The sequence below is a fragment of the Cytophaga sp. FL35 genome, from assembly GCF_014349235.1.
Lineage (GTDB): Bacteria > Bacteroidota > Bacteroidia > Flavobacteriales > Flavobacteriaceae > Euzebyella.
In genome coordinates this window covers 93,344-117,458 of record NZ_JACSOH010000003.1, presented here as the reverse complement: position 1 = coordinate 117,458, position 24,115 = coordinate 93,344, and the positions used below count along the sequence as shown (strand labels likewise).

Annotated in this window: 19 protein-coding genes; 4 read left to right on the top strand and 15 right to left on the bottom strand. The window is 39.9% G+C overall.

The annotated features are described in order from the left end of the window. Nucleotides 1-162: 162 nt before the first annotated feature. The 4 genes from BIZ36_RS02985 to hemB are packed head-to-tail and all read right to left on the bottom strand — an operon-like array spanning nucleotide 163 to nucleotide 4,141. A complete protein-coding gene (locus BIZ36_RS02985; RefSeq protein ID WP_187456384.1) occupies nucleotides 163-636 on the bottom strand; it encodes a methylated-DNA--[protein]-cysteine S-methyltransferase in 474 nt (157 codons plus the stop codon). After that, entirely contained in the window at nucleotides 636-1,760 is a 1,125-nt protein-coding gene (locus BIZ36_RS02980) for a CNNM domain-containing protein (RefSeq protein WP_187456383.1), read from the bottom strand. The genes BIZ36_RS02985 and BIZ36_RS02980 overlap by 1 nt, the downstream gene beginning before the upstream one ends. A 51-nt stretch (nucleotides 1,761-1,811) precedes the next feature. Continuing rightward, entirely contained in the window at nucleotides 1,812-3,122 is a 1,311-nt protein-coding gene (locus BIZ36_RS02975) for a serine hydrolase domain-containing protein (protein ID WP_187456382.1), read from the bottom strand. Nucleotides 3,123-3,151: 29 nt separating this feature from the next. Further along, nucleotides 3,152-4,141, bottom strand: a complete 990-nt coding sequence (gene hemB, locus BIZ36_RS02970) for a porphobilinogen synthase (protein WP_187456381.1) — start codon at nucleotides 4,139-4,141, stop codon at nucleotides 3,152-3,154. Nucleotides 4,142-4,209: 68 nt separating this feature from the next. Here hemB and BIZ36_RS02965 point away from each other — a divergent pair, with 68 nt between their 5' ends. Beyond that, nucleotides 4,210-6,852 carry a DEAD/DEAH box helicase family protein gene (locus BIZ36_RS02965; RefSeq protein WP_187456380.1) on the top strand — a complete coding sequence of 881 codons (2,643 nt, stop codon included), beginning with the start codon at nucleotides 4,210-4,212 and terminating at the stop codon, nucleotides 6,850-6,852. Here the strand turns inward: BIZ36_RS02965 and BIZ36_RS02960 are convergent. The 8 genes from BIZ36_RS02960 to hemA form a co-directional block, all read right to left on the bottom strand. After that, nucleotides 6,839-7,447, bottom strand: coding sequence for a hypothetical protein (locus tag BIZ36_RS02960; protein WP_187456379.1), 609 nt, complete (start codon nucleotides 7,445-7,447; stop codon nucleotides 6,839-6,841). The genes BIZ36_RS02965 and BIZ36_RS02960 overlap by 14 nt on opposite strands. Continuing rightward, nucleotides 7,438-8,340 carry an oxygen-dependent coproporphyrinogen oxidase gene (gene hemF, locus BIZ36_RS02955; RefSeq protein ID WP_187456378.1) on the bottom strand — a complete coding sequence of 301 codons (903 nt, stop codon included), beginning with the start codon at nucleotides 8,338-8,340 and terminating at the stop codon, nucleotides 7,438-7,440. The genes BIZ36_RS02960 and hemF overlap by 10 nt, the downstream gene beginning before the upstream one ends. A 2-nt stretch (nucleotides 8,341-8,342) precedes the next feature. Further along, nucleotides 8,343-8,972: a hypothetical protein gene (locus BIZ36_RS02950; protein WP_187456377.1), complete on the bottom strand. Its 630-nt coding sequence runs from the start codon at nucleotides 8,970-8,972 to the stop codon at nucleotides 8,343-8,345. Beyond that, on the bottom strand, nucleotides 8,972-9,508 hold the full coding sequence (locus BIZ36_RS02945; RefSeq protein ID WP_187456376.1) for a GNAT family N-acetyltransferase: 537 nt from the start codon (nucleotides 9,506-9,508) through the stop codon (nucleotides 8,972-8,974). Before BIZ36_RS02945 ends, BIZ36_RS02950 begins: the two co-directional genes overlap by 1 nt. 3 nt (nucleotides 9,509-9,511) lie before the next feature. Continuing rightward, nucleotides 9,512-10,864 carry a TrkH family potassium uptake protein gene (locus BIZ36_RS02940; protein ID WP_187456375.1) on the bottom strand — a complete coding sequence of 451 codons (1,353 nt, stop codon included), beginning with the start codon at nucleotides 10,862-10,864 and terminating at the stop codon, nucleotides 9,512-9,514. Between the two features lie 9 nt (nucleotides 10,865-10,873). After that, nucleotides 10,874-11,899: a uroporphyrinogen decarboxylase gene (gene hemE, locus BIZ36_RS02935; RefSeq protein ID WP_187456374.1), complete on the bottom strand. Its 1,026-nt coding sequence runs from the start codon at nucleotides 11,897-11,899 to the stop codon at nucleotides 10,874-10,876. Between the two features lie 287 nt (nucleotides 11,900-12,186). Further along, nucleotides 12,187-13,758 carry a hydroxymethylbilane synthase gene (gene hemC / locus BIZ36_RS02930; RefSeq protein ID WP_187456373.1) on the bottom strand — a complete coding sequence of 524 codons (1,572 nt, stop codon included), beginning with the start codon at nucleotides 13,756-13,758 and terminating at the stop codon, nucleotides 12,187-12,189. Beyond that, nucleotides 13,755-15,011, bottom strand: coding sequence for a glutamyl-tRNA reductase (hemA, locus tag BIZ36_RS02925; RefSeq protein WP_187456372.1), 1,257 nt, complete (start codon nucleotides 15,009-15,011; stop codon nucleotides 13,755-13,757). The genes hemC and hemA overlap by 4 nt, the downstream gene beginning before the upstream one ends. 205 nt (nucleotides 15,012-15,216) lie before the next feature. Here hemA and BIZ36_RS02920 point away from each other — a divergent pair, with 205 nt between their 5' ends. Further along, on the top strand, nucleotides 15,217-16,107 hold the full coding sequence (locus BIZ36_RS02920; RefSeq protein WP_187456371.1) for a helix-turn-helix transcriptional regulator: 891 nt from the start codon (nucleotides 15,217-15,219) through the stop codon (nucleotides 16,105-16,107). Nucleotides 16,108-16,289: 182 nt separating this feature from the next. Then, entirely contained in the window at nucleotides 16,290-19,106 is a 2,817-nt protein-coding gene (locus tag BIZ36_RS02915; RefSeq protein WP_187456370.1) for a ThuA domain-containing protein, read from the top strand. Between the two features lie 171 nt (nucleotides 19,107-19,277). Here the strand turns inward: BIZ36_RS02915 and BIZ36_RS02910 are convergent, their stop codons facing one another. The 3 genes from BIZ36_RS02910 to BIZ36_RS02900 all read right to left on the bottom strand — a co-directional run bounded on the left by BIZ36_RS02910 (nucleotide 19,278) and on the right by BIZ36_RS02900 (nucleotide 22,827). Then, nucleotides 19,278-20,129: an N-acetylmuramoyl-L-alanine amidase-like domain-containing protein gene (locus tag BIZ36_RS02910; protein ID WP_187456369.1), complete on the bottom strand. Its 852-nt coding sequence runs from the start codon at nucleotides 20,127-20,129 to the stop codon at nucleotides 19,278-19,280. 215 nt (nucleotides 20,130-20,344) lie between these two features. Then, nucleotides 20,345-21,652: a hypothetical protein gene (locus BIZ36_RS02905; RefSeq protein ID WP_187456368.1), complete on the bottom strand. Its 1,308-nt coding sequence runs from the start codon at nucleotides 21,650-21,652 to the stop codon at nucleotides 20,345-20,347. Between the two features lie 80 nt (nucleotides 21,653-21,732). After that, on the bottom strand, nucleotides 21,733-22,827 hold the full coding sequence (locus BIZ36_RS02900) for a mechanosensitive ion channel family protein (RefSeq protein ID WP_187456367.1): 1,095 nt from the start codon (nucleotides 22,825-22,827) through the stop codon (nucleotides 21,733-21,735). 214 nt (nucleotides 22,828-23,041) lie between these two features. On the opposite strand from BIZ36_RS02900, the gene hemH reads away from it, so the two are divergent. Beyond that, a complete protein-coding gene (hemH, locus tag BIZ36_RS02895; RefSeq protein ID WP_187456366.1) occupies nucleotides 23,042-24,076 on the top strand; it encodes a ferrochelatase in 1,035 nt (344 codons plus the stop codon). Nucleotides 24,077-24,115 lie beyond the last annotated feature (39 nt).

Below are 24,115 nucleotides of genomic sequence, written 5' to 3'. Positions count from 1 at the left end.
ATGTATGAATAGTAATTTAAGCAAAAAGACCTTATAGTCGGTTTACAGTATTTCTGCTATTCCGTTTTCTTCTATGACCTGCATTTTTGTTCTGTAAGATGTAAAAAAGAAACTTATTCTCAGGGGGAATATTGTCTCTACCAACCGAGTAGTCGGTAAAACTTAAAACAAACTTTGTTGCTTTACTGGGCTTTCATGTTCCAAAAGCCATTTTTTACGGTGCAGACCACCCGCATAGCCGGTTAGGGAACCATCACTACCAATAACACGATGGCAGGGAACCACAATCCATAAGGGATTTTTTCCGTTGGCGGAGGCAACTGCTCTAATAGCCTTAACATCGCCCAAGGTTTTGGATAGGTCAAGGTATGAGACGGTTTTTCCAAAAGGAATGTCTAACAGTGCTTCCCAAACTTTTTTTTGAAAGTCCGTACCTTGCGGATTCAACTTTAAATTGAATTCCGTTCGTCTTCCTAAAAAGTACTCTTCAAGTTGCTCTGCGGCGGGTTGTAAGCTTTTGGGTACGTTTTTTCCTGGGTTAGGGGTCTCATTGGAAACAGTGATGGCAGTAATACCATCCAAATCACCTTCCAACTTAGCGGTGCCCAAAGGTGTAGAAATATAAGCCGTTTCCATTATTTTTTAGAATCGATGCGTTTTTCCAATATGCCGGCGCGCTGTGCACGGTTTTCCCAATTCTTGCGCGCTAAATCCTGTAAATCGGCTACGCTATCACTTTCGTCCATAATCTCGAGACCTAAAAGGGTCTCGATTACATCTTCCATAGTAACCAATCCGCTTACGGACCCATATTCATCCACAACCAAAGCCACATGTTCCCTTTTTGCGATAAGGGTCTCGAACAATTTAGGAATAGGAGTTTTTCGTTCTGTAACCAAAATCTCCCGCTTGATTTCGGAAAGGGGCATGTCGCCATTTTCATTCACCATTTCCTCAAGGATGTTATCCTTAAGTACAAAGCCATCAATATGGTCCATTTTATCTCCATGAACGGGAATTCTAGAGAAGCGCATTTTAGGATTTTGTTCAAAAAACTCACGGATGGTTTTCTTCTCGGGTGCAATTTTCATCACCGCCCTTGGGGTCATGATATCCTTCACCAAAACTTCATCAAAACGAAGTAAGTTCTTGATAATCGTAGATTCCGATTTTTCAAAAACACCTTCCTCATGGGCAATTTCTGTCATGGCCGTAAAATCTTCCCTGCTCAGCACACTTCCTTCGTGACCCTTTCCACCCACTAATCGGGTAAAAAGTTGAAGCAACCACAACAGCCCTGTGTATTTTAAGGCCAAAACCATAATACGAAGTGTTTTTGCAGTAAAGTTGGCCAAGCCTTTCCAATAGGTAGCCCCTATGGTTTTAGGTATGATTTCCGAAGCTACTAAAATAAGAATTGTCATAACCGTAGAAACGATACCTACCATCAAATCTTCCGTAAATGAAACGCCAAGAATCGTTCTTTCGGTACTGCCGTAGAGTTGGGTGTAGGCAACTTTGGCCTGTACCCCTACTAGAATGGCCCCCACGGTGTGGGCTATGGTGTTAAGGGTAAGAATGGCAATCAAAGGTTTATCTACATCTTGTTTTAATTCCTCTAATAAGACAGCATAGGCCTTGCCTTCTTTTTTCTTTACATTGATAAAAGTGGGTGTAATACTTAAAAGAACTGCCTCTAAAACAGAGCACAGGAAGGAGAAAAAAATGGATATAACGGCGTAAAAAATGAGCAGACCCATATATTGGTTGTTTACGCACGAATATACCAATATTCGGAGAACCTTTTGATCTTATTCGCTAGCTAATGTGGACTGATAAAAAACTTGCTGAACGGCAGACCTGATATTTAAACTGTACAGTTTTCTATGGTCGCGAGAGGGATTGACCCTATTGCTCAGAAAAATATATACCAACTGGTTTTCTGGATCCGCCCAAACAAAAGTGCCCGTAAAGCCAGAATGTCCAAAGCTGCTTTCACCTACCTCTGGAGCGGGATATGCATCTTCTAAACCTAACTCTGAGTTGTTCAATAAGGGTTTGTCAAAACCTAATCCCCGGCGATTGTCGTTTTCGGGATACTGCACTTTAATAAACTCCTTCACGGTTGCTTCAGAGAAATATCTCTTACCATCATAAACCCCATATTGCATATACATCTGCATCAATTTTGCCAAGTCGGTAGCTTTGGCGAACAGGCCCGCATTACCGGAAATTCCGCCCAAAAGGGAGGCATTTTCGTCATGTACCCATCCTTTTGTCAAACTGTGGCGAAAAAGAGTATCCACTTCCGTGGGAACAATTGCATTGGAAAAGCCTTTTTTAGAGGGAGTAAAACCCATGGTAGGCGCGCCCAATGGCAAGTAAAAATTCTTCTCCAGAAAGTAATCATAAGAACTTCCGGTGAGTTGTTTTACCAACTCTGGATAAATCAAAAAGGTAAGTCCGGAATACTTGTACTTTTTTTCATCCGAAACTTCAGACTTGTCAATTAAACGGTACATCTTTTTGTAAAAGTTGTTTTTGATAAACAAATGGTCGTATACCTGATTGGAGAATTTTCTTGAGGGTGAATTCTTGATGTATTTTGATTTTGGTTTGCCTTTGCCGTCCAAAACCTCGTTTAGAAAGATGATGTAAGGAACCAAACCTGCTTGGTGGGCCAGTATCTCGCGCAGGGTCAAATTCTTTTTACCCTCTATTTTTTTCCAGCGGGTCCAGTAATCGCTAAAGGGTCGGTCCAAATCCATTTTGCCCTCATCTACCAATTTCATGACGGCCGGTAATGCCGCCGTAATCTTGGTAACCGAAGCTAGGTCATAAATATCATTGGTTTTAACGGGCTGGTTTTTGTCGTAAGTATGGTAACCATACGCTTCGTGAAAGATTATTTTTCCGTTTTTGGCAACCAAAACCTGTGCTCCAGGAAAGGCTTCTTCTCGAATACCATTGGAAATGATGGAATCTACACGTTGGTGAATCAGTTTGGAATCTAGCCCTACTTCTTCTGGCGAAGCATAGGTAAGTACTTCGGCATTTTGAGAATACATCTGGCCGGAAAAGCTTGAAAACAGTAAAATAACAAATAGTATTATTTTTCTCATGGTTGGTGGTTTGGTGGGTAAACTTGAATTTAACCCAAGAGCTTCACAGCATCTTTGGCAAAATAGGTGGCGATGATGTTGGCACCCGCCCGTTTAATAGCATATAACTGCTCAAGCATCACGGCATCGTGGTCTAACCATCCTTTCTCGGCAGCGGCCTTTAACATGGCATATTCCCCGGAGACTTGGTAAACGGCCACTGGAATGTCCACGTCGTTTCTAATTTCCCTGACAATATCCAAGTAGCAAAGTCCCGGTTTCACCATGACGATATCAGCTCCTTCATCAATATCCATTTCGGTTTCTTTTATAGCTTCATACCGGTTGGCATAATCCATTTGGTAGGTTTTCTTATCCTTTGGAATGTCCTTTACATCCACGGGAGCGGAATCAAGGGCATCCCTAAACGGACCATAGAATGCACTGGCATATTTAGCACTATAGCTCATGATGGCAGTATTGTAATAGCCTTCATCTTCCAGAGCCTCACGAATGGTCAAAATACGACCGTCCATCATGTCACTAGGGGCTACTACATCTGCTCCTGCTTCGGCATGGGAAACACTCATTTCCGCTAAAACCTCCGAGGTTTCATCGTTCAATACCTGTCCGTTTTCGATAATTCCGTCATGGCCGTAGCTAGAAAACGGGTCCAGGGCCACATCGGTCATTACCAACATGTCAGGACAGGCATATTTCACCGTTCTAATGGCCCTTTGCATTAAACCATCAGGATTCAACGCTTCAGTACCTTTATTGTCTTTTAAATCATCATCGACCTTTACAAAGAGAAGTACGGATTTTAAACCCATTTTCCAGAGTTCTTTTGCTTCCATAGCCAAATTGTCTAAACTTAATCGATAGTAATTGGGCATGGAAGGAATTTCTTCCTTGATATTTTTTCCCTCCACTACAAAAAGGGGTACTAGAAAGTCGTTGGGCGTCAATACGGTTTCGCGCACTAAATTTCTGATGGATTCGTTTGCTCTTAATCTACGGTTTCTGCGTAAGGGGTACATAGTTTGCCTAATTTTGAATATTCAAAGTTACTTATAATCGCCGTACTAACAGGAAAACTAAGGAAGTCTTGCTACATCTTCAAAAAAAGCTATCATTTAAATTTTCATGGCGCAGTTACCAAGAAAAGTTTCTTGAAAATTTTGAATCTCATAAGGAAGATGACCATTTGCATGTAGTGGCGCCACCGGGCTCTGGAAAAACAGTGTTAGGACTTGAGATGATTCGTAGAGTAGATAAAAAAACACTGATTCTTGCGCCTACTTTAACTGTAAGAAACCAATGGAAGAATAGGTTAGAAGAATTTTTTATCGAGGATAGTTCCTTTAAAGCTTTTTCCACTGAAATAGACGAACCTTCAGCACTTACATTTAGCACCTATCAATCACTGCACGCGCTTGATAAACGCTTAAATGATTCTGGTGAATCTTTATTTGCCTTCTTTGAAAAAAACAAAATAAAGACCCTTGTTTTAGATGAGGCGCATCACCTTAAAAACGAATGGTATAATTGTTTGATTTCCCTAAAGGCTATTCAAGGAATAACGGTCATTGCATTGACCGCTACTCCGCCTTATGATAGTTCTAGTGTAGAGTTGAACAAATATTTTGATTTATGCGGTCCCATTGACGAAGAAATTGCGGTCCCAGAATTAGTAAAAAATAAAAACCTGTGCCCGCATCAGGACTATGTATATCTTTCTCGACCTTCTGAAAAGCAAATTCAATTTATTTTGGAATATAGGCAGAAGTGTCTAACATTTTTTAACGCTCTGGTAGGGAACCAAAGCTTCCTAGATTTTCTCTTGGCACATCCCTTTTATACCAGTTCTCACAAATACTTGGAGGAAATTTATGAGCGACCTTCAGTATTTGCGGCCATTCTTATTTTTCTGAATGAAGCGGGCATAGTCATTGAAAAAGATAAATTAGAAGTGTTGGGTGTTCATGAAAAGAAAGTCAATTTTCCCAAATTGAATTACCAATGGTTAGAAACTTTGCTGCAGGACCTATTGGTCATTGATCGTGAACGGTTCGTACATGATGAAGAATTATTAATCAAGTTGGAGTCTTCCTTAAGGAAAATTGGCGTATTTCAGAAAAACAAAGTCGATTTTGTGGGTAACCAAGAGTTGTATAAATCGCTGACCTCTAGCCCCAGTAAATTAAATAGCATTAATGAAATTCTAAAACAGGAAAGTGCTGCGCTTGCCATTGGGTTGCGGGCAGTGGTTCTAACCGATTTTATTAGAAAGGAATTTTTAAGTTTTTCGAATGGGGACACGGATTTAATCAACCAATTAGGGGTTGTACCCGTTTTTCAATTTCTCAGGATAAAAGGAAATGTCAATAAAAATGATATGGCGGTTTTGACCGGTTCTTTAATTATTATTCATAAAAAACTTTTATCGGTTTTGGATGGCCGCTTAGAGCAGGGTTCAATTTTAAAAAACGAACTTGAAACTGACCCTGATTTTTTAAAAATAGCCATACAAGGAAATCACAAAAATCAGGTAGTTGCAATCATTACGGAACTCTTTGAACAGGGTCTGATTAAAATACTCATTGGTACCAAGGCTTTACTGGGAGAAGGTTGGGATGCCCCTTCCATCAATACCTTGGTTCTAGCATCATATGTGGGCTCGTTTGTGTCTTCCAATCAAATGCGGGGTAGGGCTGTCAGAATAAATCCGACAAACCAGGATAAAACGGGTAATATATGGCATTTAGGTTGTGTGGATCCTTCTAGGGAAGATGGAGGAGATGATATCCTCAATTTGAACAGAAGGTTCGATGCTTTTTGTGGTATTTCGTATTCTGAAAGGATCTACATCGAGAATGGCATTGAACGCTTGCATCTAACACAAAGTTCTGTTGGCTTTAAAGAGATTGATGCTCACAATGATAAAACGTTACTACTAGCCAAGGAAAGGAATAAATTGGCTGGTAAATGGACAAAGGCCATCACTTCAGGTAGGGTATTGGTTCAGGAAGTTAAAGTAGCGTACAAAGGCAATATGCCTTATCGTAAAATCAAAAGGCTGCTTACTGTTAATGTCACCAAGCTTCTGCTGATTGAGGTGGCTACTGGAATCGCTTTTTTCTTACCTGAGTTTTTTTTAAAGAACATAGGCACATTATTGAATAAAGGCGCTCTATATTTTATTTATTTGCTATTGGCAGGAATCTTCCTGGGTTTTGCACCAAAGACCTGGAAGGCTATAAAATTGTATCTACTTTTTGGAAACACTTTTAAGAAGACCTATAAAATGGGACAATGCTTGTTGGTGATGTTACAAGAATTTGAGTTGGTGAACTCAAAATTAACGAGAAAGGACGTTAAAGTAGAGCGCTTTGAGAACGGATCGTTTGCCTGTTATTTAAGTGGGGCCAACAACCATGAAAGCAGTTTGTTTGTCAATTATTTACAAGAAATCATTAATCCCGTTGAAAATCCTAGATATCTATTAAAAAGTACCAACTGGTTTAAAAGGAAATTGGGTATTAGAAATTATTATGTGGTACCGGGAGATTTTGGCAAACGAAAATCGGATGCTCTTCTATACCACCGTAATTGGATAAAGCATGTTGGGCGTTCAAAATTGGTTTATACTAGAACTTTAGCAGGTAGAAAAGAACTGCTAAAAGCAAGAATGGCGCATATAATGCAGCATGTTTCAGAAAAAGCCACCAAGGCGGTTACTTGGAAGTAGTTTCCCTACATTCAATGATCCTTCTCAAAGAAGCCCCATGCCCATAAGCTTCCCAAAGCGTGGTGTCTTTTTTTATTTTTAGGGGATTTTCATCTTCATCGATAAAGGTTTTAATGGAGTTGACCAAGGGGTGATTCCAGTCTCCAATGGGAATAATCGATTCCTGACCTGCTATAATCAATTCGTCATCAAACTCGTAGCAGAAAACCAATACTTTATCACCAATATTTAATCCAGATTTATAAAAGCAATCGGTGCTTAAATAGCCATGCTTTTGGTAAGCATTCTTTTTAGGATTATTGATGAGAAATACCTTTTCCAAATGAATGCTGCCTTTTTGAGAAATGTATAAGGGTCCTGCGGTCTCATTTGGCGCGTCCATTTGTACGATGGAGCCCATGGCTATAAGCGTGTGAGGTGTACCACAATAATCAATAAAGGGTCCGCTTTCTTCCCACCAATAGGTATAGCCCAGATGTAAAGTATCTTGGGAAAAGGTAATTTCTAAATCGCTTTTTTGCCTTTTCTCCTTGCAACTTCCTAATAATAGAACAAAAGCAAGCAAAATAATGGTATGTAGGCGATTTATACCCAATCTACGGGGTTTTTAAGTACTTCCAAAAGTTTCGCTTCTTCACTATTTTCTTTCGGATGGTGGTCATAGACCCATTGCACATGCGGAGGCAAGCTCATTAAAATACTTTCAATACGTCCATTGGTACGCAACCCGAATAAGGTACCCTTATCATGTACCAGATTGAATTCAACATAGCGTCCTCTTCTTATTTCTTGCCAATTTCTTTGCGCTTGTGAATAGGGCAGGTCTTTTCTTTTAGTAACAATCGGTATATAAGATTCCAAAAAGCTGTTACCTACACCGGTAACAAAATTGTACCAATCGTCCATGGTAAAATCCTCCTTTGCTTTGCAGTAGTCGAAAAAGAGTCCGCCCACCCCACGCGCCTCGTTTCTATGGGCATTCCAGAAATATTCATCACATTTCTTTTTATAGGTGGAATAAAATTCAGGATGATGGGCATCACAGACGTGTTTGCATACTTGATGAAAATGCTGGGCGTCTTCCTCAAAAAGATAGTAGGGGGTTAGGTCTTGCCCACCACCGAACCACTGGTCTACAATCTCACCCTTTTTGTCATACATCTCAAAATACCGCCAATTGGCATGAACAGTTGGCACCATTGGATTCTTTGGATGAAGTACCAAACTTAAACCGCAGGCAAAAAAATCCGCATCCTGTACTCCAAAATACTTTTGCATGCTTTCTGGAAGTTTTCCAAAGACTTTGGAGATGTTGACACCTCCCTTTTCAAAAACCGCACCATTTTCAATGACCCTGGTGCGACCTCCGCCACCTTCTTCCCGTACCCATTGATCTTCTAGAAATTGCGCCTGACCGTCAATTTCTGTGAGTTTGGAGGTAATTGTATCCTGTAATTGTTGGATGTATGCAAAAAATTGTTCCTTCATTATTATGTGGTCTTTGGCGAAAGATTAACCGCAAAAGTACGCTTTAAAAGTAAAGCCTCCATAAGGGCCAAACCACAATAGTATGTTAGACCAAATGCCATGACAGCGTGCGGTAAATCAATAAATGCACCAGAAGTATTCATACTTTCCCTGTAACCGCTCATGTTTACGAACTCTGCCGTTAGGCCTAATTTCGGGATAATGTCTGCTCCTAATACAAAAAATAGAAGCATAAAAAAGTACATTACTGCGGCCAAAACAGATTTTATGATCGATCTAGCCTTCATTTCTAACGGGACATCCGAAAACGCAAATCGCATCCGATTAAAGACTACCGTCATGTAGATATATAATATGGTATTGTCTTCGAGATATGAATTAAAGCCCCATGCGAAGGTCCCATAGAAAGGAACTAAAACAAAAAGGGATATTTTTTTTGGCATTATGGCCATAAACACACCGGAGTGAATCATGCCGAATTCAAAAGCCATAAGAATAGTTAAGGTACCCAATTGACCAATATCGTCAAAACTGGGCCGGTACCAAAGAGAGAAAAACTGAAAAGCAATGACCACGTTCATAAGAATACTAGCATATTCAAATTGGCGGTCGTACTTCTCTATAATTTGCATTAGTGGTGGGTATGTCGTTCGTATAATAACATATCCAACGGATTTTCATTAGGTGGCGTATGTGCTTCCGGAATTATTTTTATGAATTGAAAACCACAATTTTTGGCCACTTGAATACTTGCTAGGTTGGATACATGTACGAGAATTTGAAGGGTCTTCAATTTTTCGGTTTTAAAAGCACGTTGGGCGATTTGTGCTACTGCATTGGAGGTCCAACCCTTTCCTTCATATTTAGCGCCAATGCAATAGGCAATCTCCGCTTGCCGAATTGTTCTATCAATATTTTTTAAAATTACCAAGCCTGCTACTTGATCAGAAGTTCGTTCCCTTATGGCGAATGTTAATTCCGTTCCAAGATCAAACTCTACATTTTTTAGAAGGATAAATGCTTGTGAGGCGGCTTCGGTTAGATTTTGTGCCAAAGTCATAGGGAAAAATCGCTGGAACCGATCTTGGTTTGAAACCATTAAATTGGAAAGGCTTTTGGCGTCATCAGCATTAAGTTGCGTTAAAGTAAAAGCTTGGTTTCCTTCCATAGACTAGACCGCTATGTCATCCCTGATAGGGTGATTTTTAGGATTATTGTGATGTTTGGCCCAAATTGCCAATCCAAAAGTCAGGACACCTAATCGGCCAATAAACATTAATGCAATTATGACCAATTTGCCCCATGTTCCTAAATCGCCAGTAATGCCGGTACTTAAGCCCACAGTTCCCAACGCGGAGGATACTTCAAACAGTAAGTCCTCTAGATGAAAATCTTCCAAAAAGGACAGTAAAAAGGTACCCAAGGCAATAAGGCTCGTATAAAATATAAAGGAAGAAGTAGCCACAAATAACCTTTCGTAAGGAATAATCCGACCAAAAAAGGTGATACGTTGGGTATTTCTTAACCTGCTTTTCATAATGGCGATTACGGCTGTTAGTGTGGTAATTTTCATTCCTCCGGCAGTTCCGGAAGGTGAAGCTCCAATATACATTAGAAAAATGGTCACTAAAAGCATGGGCATAACAAAGGCTCCAAAATCAACCGTATTAAAGCCAACGGTGGTCATAGCGGACATGCTCTGGAAAAATGCCGCCCACATACGCTCAGCTCCCGTTAGGTTTTTAATTACGGGTTCAAAGAAGAAAAAGAACATAAAACCAAAAAGAAGTAGGACTGCCGACCCTACAAGTATGATTTTGGTAGTAAAACTCAAATGATGATCTTTCTTTTTTAACGAAAGGACAAAATCTGTAACTACAATAAAACCAAGGGAGCCAGCAATGGCCAATAGGGAGGTAGTGGTATTAACTAAAAAATCACCCGAAAAAGATTCAAAGCCATTACTAAAAAGGCTAAAACCGGCGGTACAAAATGCACTTACGCTATGAAACAGTGCATTCCAGAGAGTATCAAAAAAGTCGAGCTCCAGTTTTTTAAAAGCTATGAAATAGAGAATGGTTCCGATTATTTCCATTGCCAATGTGAAGAAAATAACCGATTTTAAAAAGTCCTTTATTTCGATGGTTTTAGGAAGTGTGAATTCGGTTTTTAAAATGTTCTTGTGCCACCGGGTCATCTTCCTTGTAGTTGAAAGAATCATAAAGGTTGTAAAGGTAAGATAGCCGATACCGCCCAATTGAATCAAGACCAAAATGATGAACTGCCCAAAAAAATTATAGGAGTCAAGGACAGAAACCGTTGCCAAACCGGTAGTTGAGACTGCTGAGGTAGCTATAAAAAAATTATCAATAAAAGCTACAGAACTCTTGTGAAAACAAGGAATGCACAGTAAAAGAGTACCCATGGAAACATAGGTAAGAAAACCATAAAAAAGGTTTTGCTGAGGTGTAAGTCCCAGTTTGAACCGGAGGTATTTTCCAGAAACAACCTTGAAAAGGCTCATTGGCAATGCTTAAGGTTGGTATTCCTTGACCGCTTCAACAAAAGCCCTCGCATTTTCTACGGGTATATTTGGCAAAATACCATGACCTAGATTAACAATGTATTTATCCTTCCCAAATTCGTTGATCATTTGGGTGACCATTTTTTTAATGTCCGATGGCGGGGAAAGTAAACGCGCCGGGTCAAAATTTCCTTGCAAGGTGATATTACCACCTGTTAGATAACGGGCATTTCTGGCAGAACATGTCCAGTCAACACCTAGAGCCGAAGCACCTGATTTTGCCATTTCTCCCAAGGCGAACCAACAACCCTTGCCAAAGACGATGACCGGGGCTTCATCCTTTAGGGCATCTATAATTTGTTGAATGTACTTCCAAGAGAATTCTTGGTAATCAACAGGAGATAGCATTCCTCCCCATGAATCAAAAACCTGAACGGCATTTACACCTGCTTTCACTTTTGCCTTTAAATAGGCAATGGTGGTTTCCGTTATTTTTTGGAGCATGGTATGGGCGGCAACCGGTTGGGTGAAACAAAATTCTTTTGCCTTGTCAAAATTTTTGCTGCCTTGCCCTTGCACGCAGTAACATAGGATGGTCCATGGCGAACCTGCAAAACCGATCAATGGAATTTCATTGTTCAATTTTTCCTTGGTGGCCTTGATGGCTTGCATCACATAATCCAAAGCTTCGTCTACATTGGGAACAATAACCTCTTCCACATCTTTGGCTGTACGAACAGGTTTGGGCAAATAGGGACCAAAGTTAGGTTTCATTTGTACCTCAATATTCATTGCCTGTGGAATCACCAAAATATCCGAAAACAAAATAGCGGCATCCATACCATACCTTCGTATAGGCTGCACCGTAATTTCCGAGGCCAATTCCGGTGTTTGACAACGGGTAAAGAAATCGTATTTCTTTTTTATTTCCATGAACTCGGGCAAATACCTACCCGCTTGTCTCATCATCCAAACCGGAGGTCTTTCCACCGTTTCACCTTTCAGTGCCCTAAGAAATAAATCGTTTTTTATCATTGCAATGTGTTCTTTATAGTGGTTGCTGGTTGTTCGTTGTTCGTTACTCGTTGGTTGTTGATAGTTGAAGTTTGATGGTGATTCGTCAAAAATCAAGTAGTTTGTCCTATGTCCTATGTCCTATGTCCTATGTCCTATGTCCTATGTTTTATGTCCTATGTTTTATGTCATTTATGGATAGTTACACGATGTTCGTTGCTCGTTAATTGGTTAAAAATTGATTGATAAGAAGTTTGTCTTCTGTCCTACGTCTTAAGTCATTTTCTATACTTTCCTAACTCCTAACTCTAATAATCCCCGTTCACCAATTCAATCACGCTTTCCACTACCGGTATCTTTGCTACTTTTACGCTTTTAAAATGTTTACGAGCTTCTTCGGCAGTGGTTTCGCCAATACAGTAAGCCGTTTTATCCGGTCTGTTTTTGAGCAAATAACTTTCTACTCCGCTTGGGCTAAAAAATAAAACTCCCTCAATTTCTTTATCAACTTCGGAGGGTGCGTGTTTTGTTGTATAGGTTTCCAACTTATTGACGGTGATGTTGTTTTCTTCAAGGATATTGGGTAAATCATCCATGCTGAGGTTGCTACAGAAATAGGTTACTTCCAACCCCTCCATGTATTCTACCAAATATTTCGCCAATTCTTTAGCGTCTTTGGCTTGATGTTTTACCGGTCCTATGCGCTTTTCGATAAGTCTTTTGGTCTTTCGGCCAACACAGTAAATATTCTTAAACCTTAATGCGTCCGGAGCTTGGGTGGCCAAACTCTCTACTCCGTTTTTGCTGGTGATGATAACATTCTCCAACTCTTGTGTGAGCAGGGTTTTAGGTAATCTATTCGGACTAATTTTTATAAAATCCTCGCTTTTTACCGTGACCCCTTGTTTAAAAAGCTGTAATTGGTTTTGCGATAGGTTTTTGGTGGAGAAAATATGGGTCTTAAGCGTTCCCCCATGGGTTTGATTAACCAAGAGTTTACCGCCACGTGCCAAAATACTGTTGGCACAATCCCTTCCCAGATTCTTGTGATGCCCTAGTGGAGCGGAATATTCAGCTTCCAGTTTTCTCTTGCCGTCATAGGAGAGCAAAACCCCCTTAAGAGTTACTTGATCGTTTTTATCTATAAAAGCGTGAGCACCTATGGGTGCTGTACAGCCACCTTCTAAAATTCGTAAGAACTCTCTTTCCAACTGTACGCAAAGGGCCGTTGCTTCGTGGTTGAGTTCTGCACAGGCTTCACGAACAAATTCATCCTCTTCTTTGGCCACTACCATAATTGCCCCCTGTGCCGGGGCGGGAACCATCCATGTGAGACCAATGGTATGTTCAGGTTGCAATCCAATTCGTTGAAGTCCCGCAGCAGCAAAAATGGCCCCGTTCCAGTCGTTGTTTTTAAGTTTCTCCAATCGGCTATTGACATTGCCCCTCAAATCTACCACCGTATGGGTAGGGTAGCGATTCAACCATTGGGCCTTTCTTCGCAAGCTTCCTGTTGCTATCACGGCATCCCTTTGGGCCAAAAACTCTTCGTTATTCTTAAAAGCCAGAATATCAAAATGGTTGCCACGCTCTAAAACTGCGGCTTGAACAATTCCTTTGGGAAGGGCAGTGGGAACGTCTTTCATGCTATGAACGGCAATGTCTATTTCGCCTTTAATCATGGCCATGTCCAATGTTTTGGTAAAAATACCGGTTATGCCCAGTTCGTATAGGGGTTTGTCTAGCACGAGGTCTCCCGTAGATTTTACGGGAACAAGGGTGGTTTCATGCCCAAGCGCCTCAAGCTGCTCCTTTACGGTATTTGCCTGCCATAACGCCAATTCGCTATCGCGGGTACCGATTCGGATAACTTTACTCATGGAGTTTCTATTTCTAGTTGAAAAACTTTTTGGATAAGTTCAAGGCTACTGTCCGCATCAACATCTTCATCTTTAAGATGATTGGCGAACTGCTTGGTTATTTTTTGAATGATTCTATTGGAGATGACATCAGCGTGCTCTTCGTTAAAATCATTCAGCTTTTTAGATTGGTAATCCATTTCTTCGTCCTTCATAGTCTTCAGCTTTAATTTTAAAGCTTTGATGACAGGGGCAAATTTTCTGGTTTCCAACCATTGGATAAAATCATGTTTTACCTCCTCAATAATTTCCTCCGCTTCTGGGATAAAACGCTTTCTCTTTTCCAGGTTTTCATCCGTAATTTGGGAGAGGTGGTCTAAATGTACCAAGCTTACATTTTCCAGTTCCGTAACATTGTCCGAAACATTTTTGGGAATGGAAAGGTCCAATATCAAGAGAGGCTTTTTGGTGTAAATGAGCTCTTTGCTAATAGTGGGTGATTGTGCACCCGTAGCAACGATTAAAACATCGGTATTTCTAATTTCTGTTTGAAGGTCTCCATAGTCCTTGACCAAAAGGTTGAATTTTCCGGCTATTTTCTCTGCCTTATCCTTAGTCCTGTTGATGAGGGTTATATGGTTGTTCTTAGTATGCTTAATGAGGTTTTCACAGGTGTTTCTGCCTATTTTACCGGTTCCAAAAAGTAAAATGTTTTTTTCTGAAACATCCGCTACGTTTTCCATGATGTAGCGAACCGAAGCAAAGGCCACGGAGGTTGCCCCCGAGGATATTTCCGTTTCGTTTTTGATACGCTTGCTGGCCTGAATGACCGAATTACACAAGCGTTCAATAAACGGATTCGCAATTCCGAATTTTTTAGACCTGCCAAAGCTTTGTTTGATTTGACTTATAATTTCAAAATCACCTAAAATCTGACTGTCCAAACCGGTGCCTACTCTAAACAAATGGCTAATGGCCTCATTGTTCTTGTATACATAGGCGACCTCCTGAAACTCCTCTACAGAGCCTGTGGTATTGTCGCAAAGCAACTTGATAAGTTGAAAAGGATGCTGGGCAAAACCGTGGATTTCAGTACGGTTACAAGTAGATGTGACCAAAAGACCATCAATACCTTGCGCTTTGGCCAGCATAAGAATGCGGTCAATGGCAACGGGGTCTAAGCTAAACTTTCCTCTTACCTCTGCATCTGCTTTAAGGTAGCTTAACCCAATGGTATAAAACGAGCTATGTTTGGAAATATGGTAACCTTTCATGAAATGCTTACAAAGCGGCTACAAAAATAAAAGGGAGTTGCTGTTAAAAATAACGCTAGAGGAACAATTAGTGTCGATTCAAGTTTTTTTGGGAGATGTTAGGTATAAATACATTGAAAACCAGTAATTTTGCCCTAAAATAAAGCCTTATTAACGATTTTATTTAGAACTTTTCTAAATAAAGTGAAAATTAAAAACGACAACTATGATAGGTGAAAATGTCGCTGAAGGTTCATTTCAGGAGGTACTTATAGAAGATGGTTTTTTTGTGTTGAAAATCCAAAATGATGGTCTGGAAAAACAAAAAGTAGTAAGGCATATTGATAGTACCTATATTCAATTTCACTTCTGTTTAAAAGGTAATGCCAAGTTTATATTTAACGAAGGCAGGTATGCCCTAGAGGTTTCCGAGGAAAATTCCCTTTTACTTTATAATACGCAACTGGATTTACCAATGAATCTGGAGCTTAATCCAAATTCATGGATGGTATCCGTGGTAATGACCATACGAAAATTTCACTCCCTTTTTTCAAAGGAGGCAGATTATATACCCTTTTTAAGTGCCGATAACAAGGACAAGAAATATTATTCGCAAGAGGGGGTCAATCCTGCGATAGCAGTGGTGTTGAGCCAAATCATGAATTATAATTTGCACCCATCTATCAAGGAACTATATATTAAGGGGAAGGTTTATGAGCTTATAGCACTTTACTTTAACAAAAGTGATGATGCGGATATTGAGCAATGTCCCTTTCTGGTGGATGAGGATAATGTACGGCGCATTAGAAAGGCAAAGGAAATTATTATTTCACGAATGGCAGAACCTCCAACCTTAAACGAACTATCTGATGAAATAGGACTATCCCTGAAAAAATTAAAAGAAGGTTTTAAGCAGATATATGGAGATTCTGTTTTTAGTTTTCTCTTTGATTACAAGATGGAATACGCGCGTAAAATGTTAGAAACCGGCCAGCATAATGTAAATGAGGTTGGTTTAAAAGTGGGGTACAGCACGGCTAGCCATTTTATTTCTGCATTTAAAAAGAAATACGGAACTACTCCCAAGAAATATTTAATGGCTTCTTCAAATAGCTAATAGGTTATTCACCGTTTCTTGTTGATAATCAATTTTTTAATGATGATATGGTAGTGTTTTGGGTGTAATTTTAAGTTTTTTTCAAAATATTCGATAAAAAGTTCGTTTTTATCGATGAAATTCAGAACTTCGTATTCCGAGAAACTATAGCTTGGTATTTACCCTAAATCCTTCCCTTGAAAATGAAAGAAAGACCACTTTATGGCCTGCTTTCCCTTATTGTTCTTTTATTGTCCATTGTCATTGTTGCTTGTCAAAAAGATGAGGAGGTAGTTCCTGAGGACACTGTTTTGCCAAATATTGTGCTTCCCCAACCTCCAAAGCGGTTGTCGGCAGATACGGTTACGGATTCGTCAGCTATAGTGACCTGGGAGAAATCTACCGATCATTCCCAAGTTGCCAACTATGTGGTCTATCAAGATAGTATTGAAGTTTTTCGAGATACACTTACACGGTATGTGGCCAAAAGTCTTGAACCTGAAACGTCCTATCAGTTTTTGGTACGGTCCACTGATAAGGAGGGCAATACATCAAAATTTAGTGAGGAGTTGTTGGTAAGGACCAAAGCACAGGACACGGTTGTGCGGGATTCTGTAAGTTTGGATAGCTTAAACCCCTATAGTGTTCTGCTTTTGACCCCAAAGTTAAAGGTAGATTCTATCAGTGCTACGAAAGCACTACTTAGTTGGTCTACGGACTCCAATCTTTCTTCTGTAAAAGAGTTTAGGTTGTATCAGGACTCCACCATGGTCACCGCACAAAAGGAGACTACTTATTCCGCTAATGATTTAATTCCCGAAAGCACCTATTCCTTTTACGTTGTGGCAGTTGACGGTCAGGATAAAGAAACCAAGCCAAGTAATAGGGTTGAGGCTAGTACGCCGCCCTTGAAAATTGTTAACGATACCATGCCGCCACCGCCCCCTACAGGATTGCGAAGCTCAAACATTGGCTCCAATTCAATTGACCTGACCTGGGATATTTTGGCAGATAGTTTACAAATTGCCGCTTTTGGCGTATATCAAGATTCCATTTTATTGGGTATTGTAAAAGACAATCTTTATCAGGTTAGAGACTTACAGGCACAGCGGACTTATGGATTTTCTGTTACTGCCTGGGATACTAAAGAAAGAGAATCTGCTTTTTCCGAAGTTCTACAGCTCACTACCCTTCAGGATGAAGTGAAGGACACTATAGTAGAAGCACCTTTACCTCCAAAAAATTTAGCAGCAAATGAAATAGGAGCGGAATCCCTTTCCTTACAATGGCAATTGCCATCGGATTCTTTGTCAGTGAAGGAATTTCGGGTATTTCAAGATGATGCCTTTATAGGTTTTACCACCAATACTTCTTACGGTGTCAGGTCCCTATCACCGGAAACCTCGTATGAATTTACCGTTTCCTTGGTTACTGAAAATGGAAAAGAGTCTCCTCCAAGTGCTCCTTTTGCTGTAACAACAGTGGAAAAAAAACCTTCACCCATTGAAGAAACCGCGCCATCTGCACCGGTAGATGTAACTGTTTCCAATGTGACTTCAAATGCAGTTGAATTAAGTTGGACTGTGGTAGAGCATAGTGTAGCCATTAGTAGTTTTAACGTGTACCAAGATGGGGAATTTAAGTCGAGCGTTACCAACAGTTCCTTGAAGTTGACCGACTTGTTACCTGAAACCGTTTACCAATTCTCGGTGAGTGCAATTGGTGAGAATCAATTGGAATCGGGTCTAAGTTTGGCCGTTGAGGCAACAACATTGGCGGAAGTTAGTTCGCCAAGGGATGAAGAACCTCCAACATCGCCCAAAAATGTATCTGCTGATGAGGTTACCGAAACAACAATTGGGCTAAGTTGGGAAGCCTCCACCGACAATGTGGCGGTTACAGCCTATGTAATCTATCAAAATGGGGTAGAAATAGCTGAGGTTTCTGGAACTTCTTTCCAAGCAACCGGTTTATCTAGTAGTGCCGAGTATTCTTTTAAAGTAAAAGCTAAGGATGCAGCTGAAAATATATCGACCGCCAGCGAAACCCTACAAGTTACAACCTTGGAAAATGTAGTTGTGGATAACACTCCCCCTAGTGTTCCTCAAAACTTGACCACCATAGAAACCACACAAACGACCATAAGCTTACGTTGGGGAGCTTCGACCGATGATACGGCAGTCACGGGTTACCACGTATATCAGAACAATCAGAATATAGCTTCAGTACAATCTACTGCCTTTGATATTTCGAGCCTTGTTCCGGCAACCACCTATCGGTATAAAGTAACCGCTTATGATGCGGAGGGCAACGAATCAGGTCAAAGTCTAGGAGTTTCTGCTATGACCCTGTCAGAAGAACTTCCGGAAACCGATAAAATTTTGGTTTTTACCAAAACCGCGGGTTTTAGGCACGGTTCGATAGAAAAAGGAGTCGCTACTTTTCAAGCGCTGGGTCAATCCAATGACTTTGAAGTGGTACAAACGGAAAACAGCGGGGATTTCAACACCACCAACCTTTCACAATACAAAGTCGTGGTGTTTTTAAATACTACAGGAGATATACTGAACAATACCCAGCAGGTCGCCTTTGAAAATTACATTCAATCCGGTGGAAGTTTTATGGGTGTTCATGCCGCTACAGATACAGAATATGATTGGCCTTGGTACGGACAATTAGTAGGTGCTTATTTTAACGGGCACCCAAAAATTCAGGAAGCTAATTTAGAGGTCGTGAACAGGAATCATTCTTCAACTGCTCATTTGATGGGTAATTGGACGCGCACTGAAGAATGGTATAATTTTAAGGATATTTATTCAGGAATCAAACCTTTGATAATGCTTGATGAAAGCTCTTATGAAGGTGGAACCAATGGAACATACCACCCTTTTTCGTGGTATCAAGAATATGATGGCGGCCGAGTTTTTTATACCGCTGGCGGGCACTCCAACTCAGCCTATGACGAGCCTGATTTTAGGCAACATCTCTTAGGTGGGTTGCTTTATTGTTTGGAAAGGTAATTTGCGTTATGATATTATCAAACCGACCCGTAGGTCGGTTTTTTCGTTTTAGCAAAAGACAATAGCTATTGAAATCACCGACGAATTACCTTTTGAACTCGGCGTGGAACGAGAACTATTAGTGTTTGGGCCAGGCTGAGCAGGTCATAGACTGCATGGTTTGTAAAACTGCTATCTAAGTGGACGGGCAACCATGATACCGGTGTTCTTTTTGATTCCTTTTAAGTATTCCGCTAATGGTTTTTTAGAAACTTCTACTTCCATGGAACCTGTAGAGGCATGTAGCAAATGAATGCGTCCATCCTTTTCTCTGGTGGCAAAACCGGTATGGGTAATATCCAGGCCATTAATGGAGGTAGTAAGCGCAATAATATCTCCACTTTTTATGAGATGCTCGTTTGCTTCAATTTGGTCTTGAGGCAGCATACAAATGCTCTGGTTGTTCAAATAATTTTCGGAAGCTTTTATTTTTTCGAAGTTGGTATCATCTGTCAAAAAAGGATATAAATCCCTATGGGTACTCATAAAGTCAATGTCCTTTTTAATTTCCGAACCTCCTATTTCAGAGGTTATATCCTTGATAAGTCCTTTTTTTTCGTTATTGACAATCCATTCCGAAAAGTAATGAAGTCGGGAAGCATAGCCGTTCAACGCTCCATCTTTATACCGAATGGTTTCAAGAGCTTCTGTAAAGTCATCAAAATCCGATTTGCCTTGTTTTAAGAGAGTTCCAAATGCCAATACGTTTTCTACGTAAGTGGTACAGTCCAACCCCTGTAAGTTAACGACTAAAGTTTCGGTATCACCTATTTCGAGGGTTTTGGCAACATAGGGGGTTTTTAGAAAAGTCTTCCCAATTGCGGTTAAGGTTTTTCCAAAATCATCTTCCTGAATCCCATCAATCTCCGTTAATTTATTTTCAACCGCCTTTTGATCTGCTGGGGAGCATGTGATTTGTTGGGCGTTGATTGTAAAAGAGCTATACAAGCACACAAGAGTGTAAGTGAAAAGTATCCGAATCATAAGACAAAGATAAAGCCTTTTGAGGATTCCAATTAATACATAATGTATGATGGTATAATCGAAGGTGTAAGATATGGCGCAGTTTCAAACCATGAAAAAAATCTTCATGAGTTATAACTATATGTGCTTATTTACTCTATAAATCTATAATCAAATCCGACTGATTGTCGAATATATCTTGTCCGGGAATTTTGATAAATAGTAAAAGTTGTGGATTATGGGGCCATTAGAGTTACAAACTCTCTAGACTTATACAATCCTCCTGGTACTTCAAAATCAAAACTTGATCGAGTATATTTTAACTCTTCTATACTTAGATTAGGGTATTTTTCCAGTATTTCCTGTGGTATTTTGCCTTGAATTACGGTAGTCTCTTGTGGATTTGTGATTGTCCAATTGCCAATAATGGTGGTTCCATCTGTTAAGGTAATACTTGGAAGTTTCCAAAAATGAACAGATTTTATAAATGTGCTTATATCTATCTCCCATTTAAAGTTATATATGGAATCATCCAGAATTGTTAGCTTTGGCTTCTCCATAATTTCGATAGATTCTAGGGCATCTCCATATTTAAAAATCCCATAAGAATAATCAATAAAATCGATTCTAAATTGAGTACGGAATTTTTCAAAATTATCAGAATATCCTGCCCTTAAGGGGTTGGTTGATACATTAGTGTTAACTTGTGAAATTATATCAATAAATAGGGCTCCCTCAGAGAATTCCCCAAAATCTTGATTTGCCTTAAATCCGGCAATATTCAATAAAAAATTTTCATGGGGAGGAAGAGGTAGGCTAATATCTTTATCTGGTTCAGAAAAATGTGTGTTGTAGTCTAATTCTATGTTTTCTCCGCTCGGGTTATCGATTTGGCAAAATTTCAAGATGTTGAAGTCGTCAATTACCGAAATAAAATAGCTGTCTAACCCTTCATATTTTGGAACATCTAGAAAGTTAGTTTCTCGCAAGCCATTACTATATACTTTTGAACTTGAAGAACCGCCTAAACGCCCAATTTCAGAAGAAATTTTAACTGGATTTAAGCCGTAATCTTCCGTTATTGGAAGATTTTTAATGGTAACTTCAAATTCACTTGTTTGAGGTGGTATTTCAGTAGGTTGCCATTTATTAATTCTATCTTCAAAATGGCCTTTTTGAAGATCGGTGAAGGTGCTTAGGTTAAATATTTCCATGTTATTAACCTTTTCAATAGTTAAATACGTTGCGGAAATTTTTGGAGTTAAAGAATCACTCGAAGTTTCTAAACTAAAACTATCTCCTTGAATAAATTTTTTGAAATTTAAAATTTCTCCTTTGGCATTGTGCGTAATTATCCAATTTTCGATTTCTTGATCTGGATTTAAAGGAGGACTCGAACTGTAGCTGAAATAGGTTTCTCGTGCAATTTCTTCTATTGGCTCATTCTCTTTCGGCGTTTCAGCAGATTCATCTACACTCGACTTTTGACAATTAATAAGCACCAACAAAGAAAATAATAACAGGGAGCAGTGTCTAATATTCATGAGCTACGTTTTAAGCCCGATGAAACTACACAATCTCGAAAACGTTGTAGGAAAAATTCGTCAAGAAGCATCAAAATCGGTTATTCGACTATTGATTCGGACTCGTTTTTTGGCTGGTTTAGTGCCAATGAGCTTTCAAAACTTACACGGCTTCGTGCCAAACTTTCGGGATAGTTTTCTTGTAAAAAGACAATCAGTTTTTCTCGTACGTGGACCCGTAAATCCCACGCGGTGGGAGAGTCCTTGGCACTCATAAGCGCACGTGTTTCCACATAGTTGGCTTTGGAATCGGTTACCTGAAGTACATTGACCTCCCCGTCCCATAAATCCGTATTGTTAAGAATGTTGGTGAGCTCTTCTCGTAGGGCGTCAAAAGGCACTTTATAATCGGTATAAAGAAAAACGGTGCCCAAAATATCGGCCGAAGATTTGGTCCAATTTTGAAAAGGCTTTTCAATAAAATAGGTGGTGGGTACTATGAGCCTACGCTTGTCCCAAATTTTGACCACTACGTAGGTGAGCATAATTTTTTCAATACGGCCCCATTCCCCTTCCACAATGACTACATCATCAATTTTTATAGGCTGGGCAATGGCAATTTGTATACCCGCCAAAATCGTTCCTATTAATTTTTGGGCAGAAAAACCAATGATGATACCTGCCACTCCCGCCGAAGCAAAAACACTGACACCTACTTCCCTGATGCTTTCAAAACTCATAAGGGCAAAACCTATCGCTAGAATGATGATAATGAAAATGACAATTCGTTCTAGAATATTGAATTGGGTGGTAACCTTTCGGGCCTTAAAGTTATCAGAGGCTTCCAAGTCATATTTGCCAATGATGTGGTGCTTCGCAATTTTAATGGCAGTGAGAATAAGCCACGTAAAGGCAAAGATAAAGAGTAGGGTACTCGCTTTTCTAAAGTAATAAGCATAGTCAGAGAGGTTTAGCAAGGTGCGCAGGGAGTCCAATCTAAGAAAAATGGAAAACAAGATAAGACCAATGGGGGCACTTACTTTTTTTACCGCCTCTATGGGCAACACATATTTTGGATTCTTACCAAGTCTGCGAATTAAGAAGAGCAGTATAAAGTATGCGGCGAAAAGGGCTGCCAAAGCTACTAAAAGATAGTAAAAGGAATTGCTTGATAAATCTATGTATTTGTTTAGCATAGCAGTGGTTTTTGTTTTCCATTATACTAAAAATGAGAGTGTCACGGTGTCCATATGCTTTTAAAATTGATGTAAACTATAGTATTATCAAAAAGTATTTACCCAAAGTGACAATATGCTTATATTCAAGCCTTATTTTTGCATCGGTAAATTTAAAGCCTGATATAAAGCGAGGAATTCGAGCTTTTATCTTGGGCCGATAATGAAAAATTGCATGAAAGGAGTTCTATTACTAAATCTGGGTTCACCTGATAGCCCCACCCCCAAGGACGTAAAACCATATCTTGACGAATTTTTGATGGATGAGCGCGTTATTGACGTGAATAAAGTGCTGCGGAATATCTTGGTACGGGGAATTATTCTTCAAACCCGGCCTAAAAAATCAGCAGAGGCATATTCAAAAATTTGGTGGGAAGAAGGTTCTCCCTTGATTGTTATTTCAGAGCGGTTTGCCGAAAAGCTTAAAAAACACACCTCCATGCCAGTGGCCTTGGGAATGCGCTACGGTAGCATGACTATCAAAAATGCCATGCAGGAGCTAAAGGATAAAGGAGTGGATGATGTTATGATAGTCCCCCTATATCCCCATTATGCAATGTCTTCCTTTGAGACAGTAGTGGTCAAGGCCATGGATGTTCAAAAAGAGTTCTTTCCGAATTTGAAATTGACCACGCTGCCTGCATTTTATAAGAACCCTGATTATATCAAAGTACTTTCCGAATCCATTTCGGAGGCGTTGGAAGGCTTTGATTATGACCATATTTTATTTTCCTATCACGGAATTCCTGAAAGGCACATAAAGAAGTCCGATCCTACCAAATACCATTGTAAAATTGACGGTAGTTGCTGCTTTACCAACTCAGTGGCCCACCATACTTGTTACAGGCATCAGGTGTACGATACCACGGAATTGGTAAAAGCCGAATTGGGATTAAAAGAAGAAAAAGTGAGTTCATCGTTTCAGTCCAGATTGGCTGGCGACCCATGGTTGAAGCCGTACACCGATTACGAATTTGAAAGGTTTCCGAAGGAAGGAAAGAAGAAATTAGCGGTCATTACGCCGGCATTTGTTTCCGATTGTTTGGAGACCTTGGAGGAAATTGCCATGGAAGGAAAAGAGCAATTTCTGGAAGCGGGCGGAACCGATTATATCCATATTCCTTGCCTTAACGATAGGGATTCGTGGGTAGAATTAATGGCCAAATGGGTCAATAATTGGGAACAAACGGGCGTCCTGCCTCATTCTTAAGTTATAATTTTGAAGTTTGAATGGCTATTTTAACTTATA

What these genes read in the sequence shown, in the direction of transcription:
- BIZ36_RS02985 (WP_187456384.1), bottom strand. Translation starts at nt 636, where the DNA reads ATGGAAACGGCTTATATTTCTACACCTTTGGGCACCGCTAAGTTGGAA.
- BIZ36_RS02980 (WP_187456383.1), bottom strand. Translation starts at nt 1,760, where the DNA reads ATGGGTCTGCTCATTTTTTACGCCGTTATATCCATTTTTTTCTCCTTC.
- BIZ36_RS02975 (WP_187456382.1), bottom strand. Translation starts at nt 3,122, where the DNA reads ATGAGAAAAATAATACTATTTGTTATTTTACTGTTTTCAAGCTTTTCC.
- hemB (WP_187456381.1), bottom strand. Translation starts at nt 4,141, where the DNA reads ATGTACCCCTTACGCAGAAACCGTAGATTAAGAGCAAACGAATCCATC.
- hemF (WP_187456378.1), bottom strand. Translation starts at nt 8,340, where the DNA reads ATGAAGGAACAATTTTTTGCATACATCCAACAATTACAGGATACAATT.
- BIZ36_RS02950 (WP_187456377.1), bottom strand. Translation starts at nt 8,972, where the DNA reads ATGCAAATTATAGAGAAGTACGACCGCCAATTTGAATATGCTAGTATT.
- BIZ36_RS02945 (WP_187456376.1), bottom strand. Translation starts at nt 9,508, where the DNA reads ATGGAAGGAAACCAAGCTTTTACTTTAACGCAACTTAATGCTGATGAC.
- BIZ36_RS02940 (WP_187456375.1), bottom strand. Translation starts at nt 10,864, where the DNA reads ATGAGCCTTTTCAAGGTTGTTTCTGGAAAATACCTCCGGTTCAAACTG.
- hemE (WP_187456374.1), bottom strand. Translation starts at nt 11,899, where the DNA reads ATGATAAAAAACGATTTATTTCTTAGGGCACTGAAAGGTGAAACGGTG.
- hemC (WP_187456373.1), bottom strand. Translation starts at nt 13,758, where the DNA reads ATGAGTAAAGTTATCCGAATCGGTACCCGCGATAGCGAATTGGCGTTA.
- hemA (WP_187456372.1), bottom strand. Translation starts at nt 15,011, where the DNA reads ATGAAAGGTTACCATATTTCCAAACATAGCTCGTTTTATACCATTGGG.
- BIZ36_RS02920 (WP_187456371.1), top strand. Translation starts at nt 15,217, where the DNA reads ATGATAGGTGAAAATGTCGCTGAAGGTTCATTTCAGGAGGTACTTATA.
- BIZ36_RS02915 (WP_187456370.1), top strand. Translation starts at nt 16,290, where the DNA reads ATGAAAGAAAGACCACTTTATGGCCTGCTTTCCCTTATTGTTCTTTTA.
- BIZ36_RS02910 (WP_187456369.1), bottom strand. Translation starts at nt 20,129, where the DNA reads ATGATTCGGATACTTTTCACTTACACTCTTGTGTGCTTGTATAGCTCT.
- BIZ36_RS02905 (WP_187456368.1), bottom strand. Translation starts at nt 21,652, where the DNA reads ATGAATATTAGACACTGCTCCCTGTTATTATTTTCTTTGTTGGTGCTT.
- BIZ36_RS02900 (WP_187456367.1), bottom strand. Translation starts at nt 22,827, where the DNA reads ATGCTAAACAAATACATAGATTTATCAAGCAATTCCTTTTACTATCTT.
- hemH (WP_187456366.1), top strand. Translation starts at nt 23,042, where the DNA reads ATGAAAGGAGTTCTATTACTAAATCTGGGTTCACCTGATAGCCCCACC.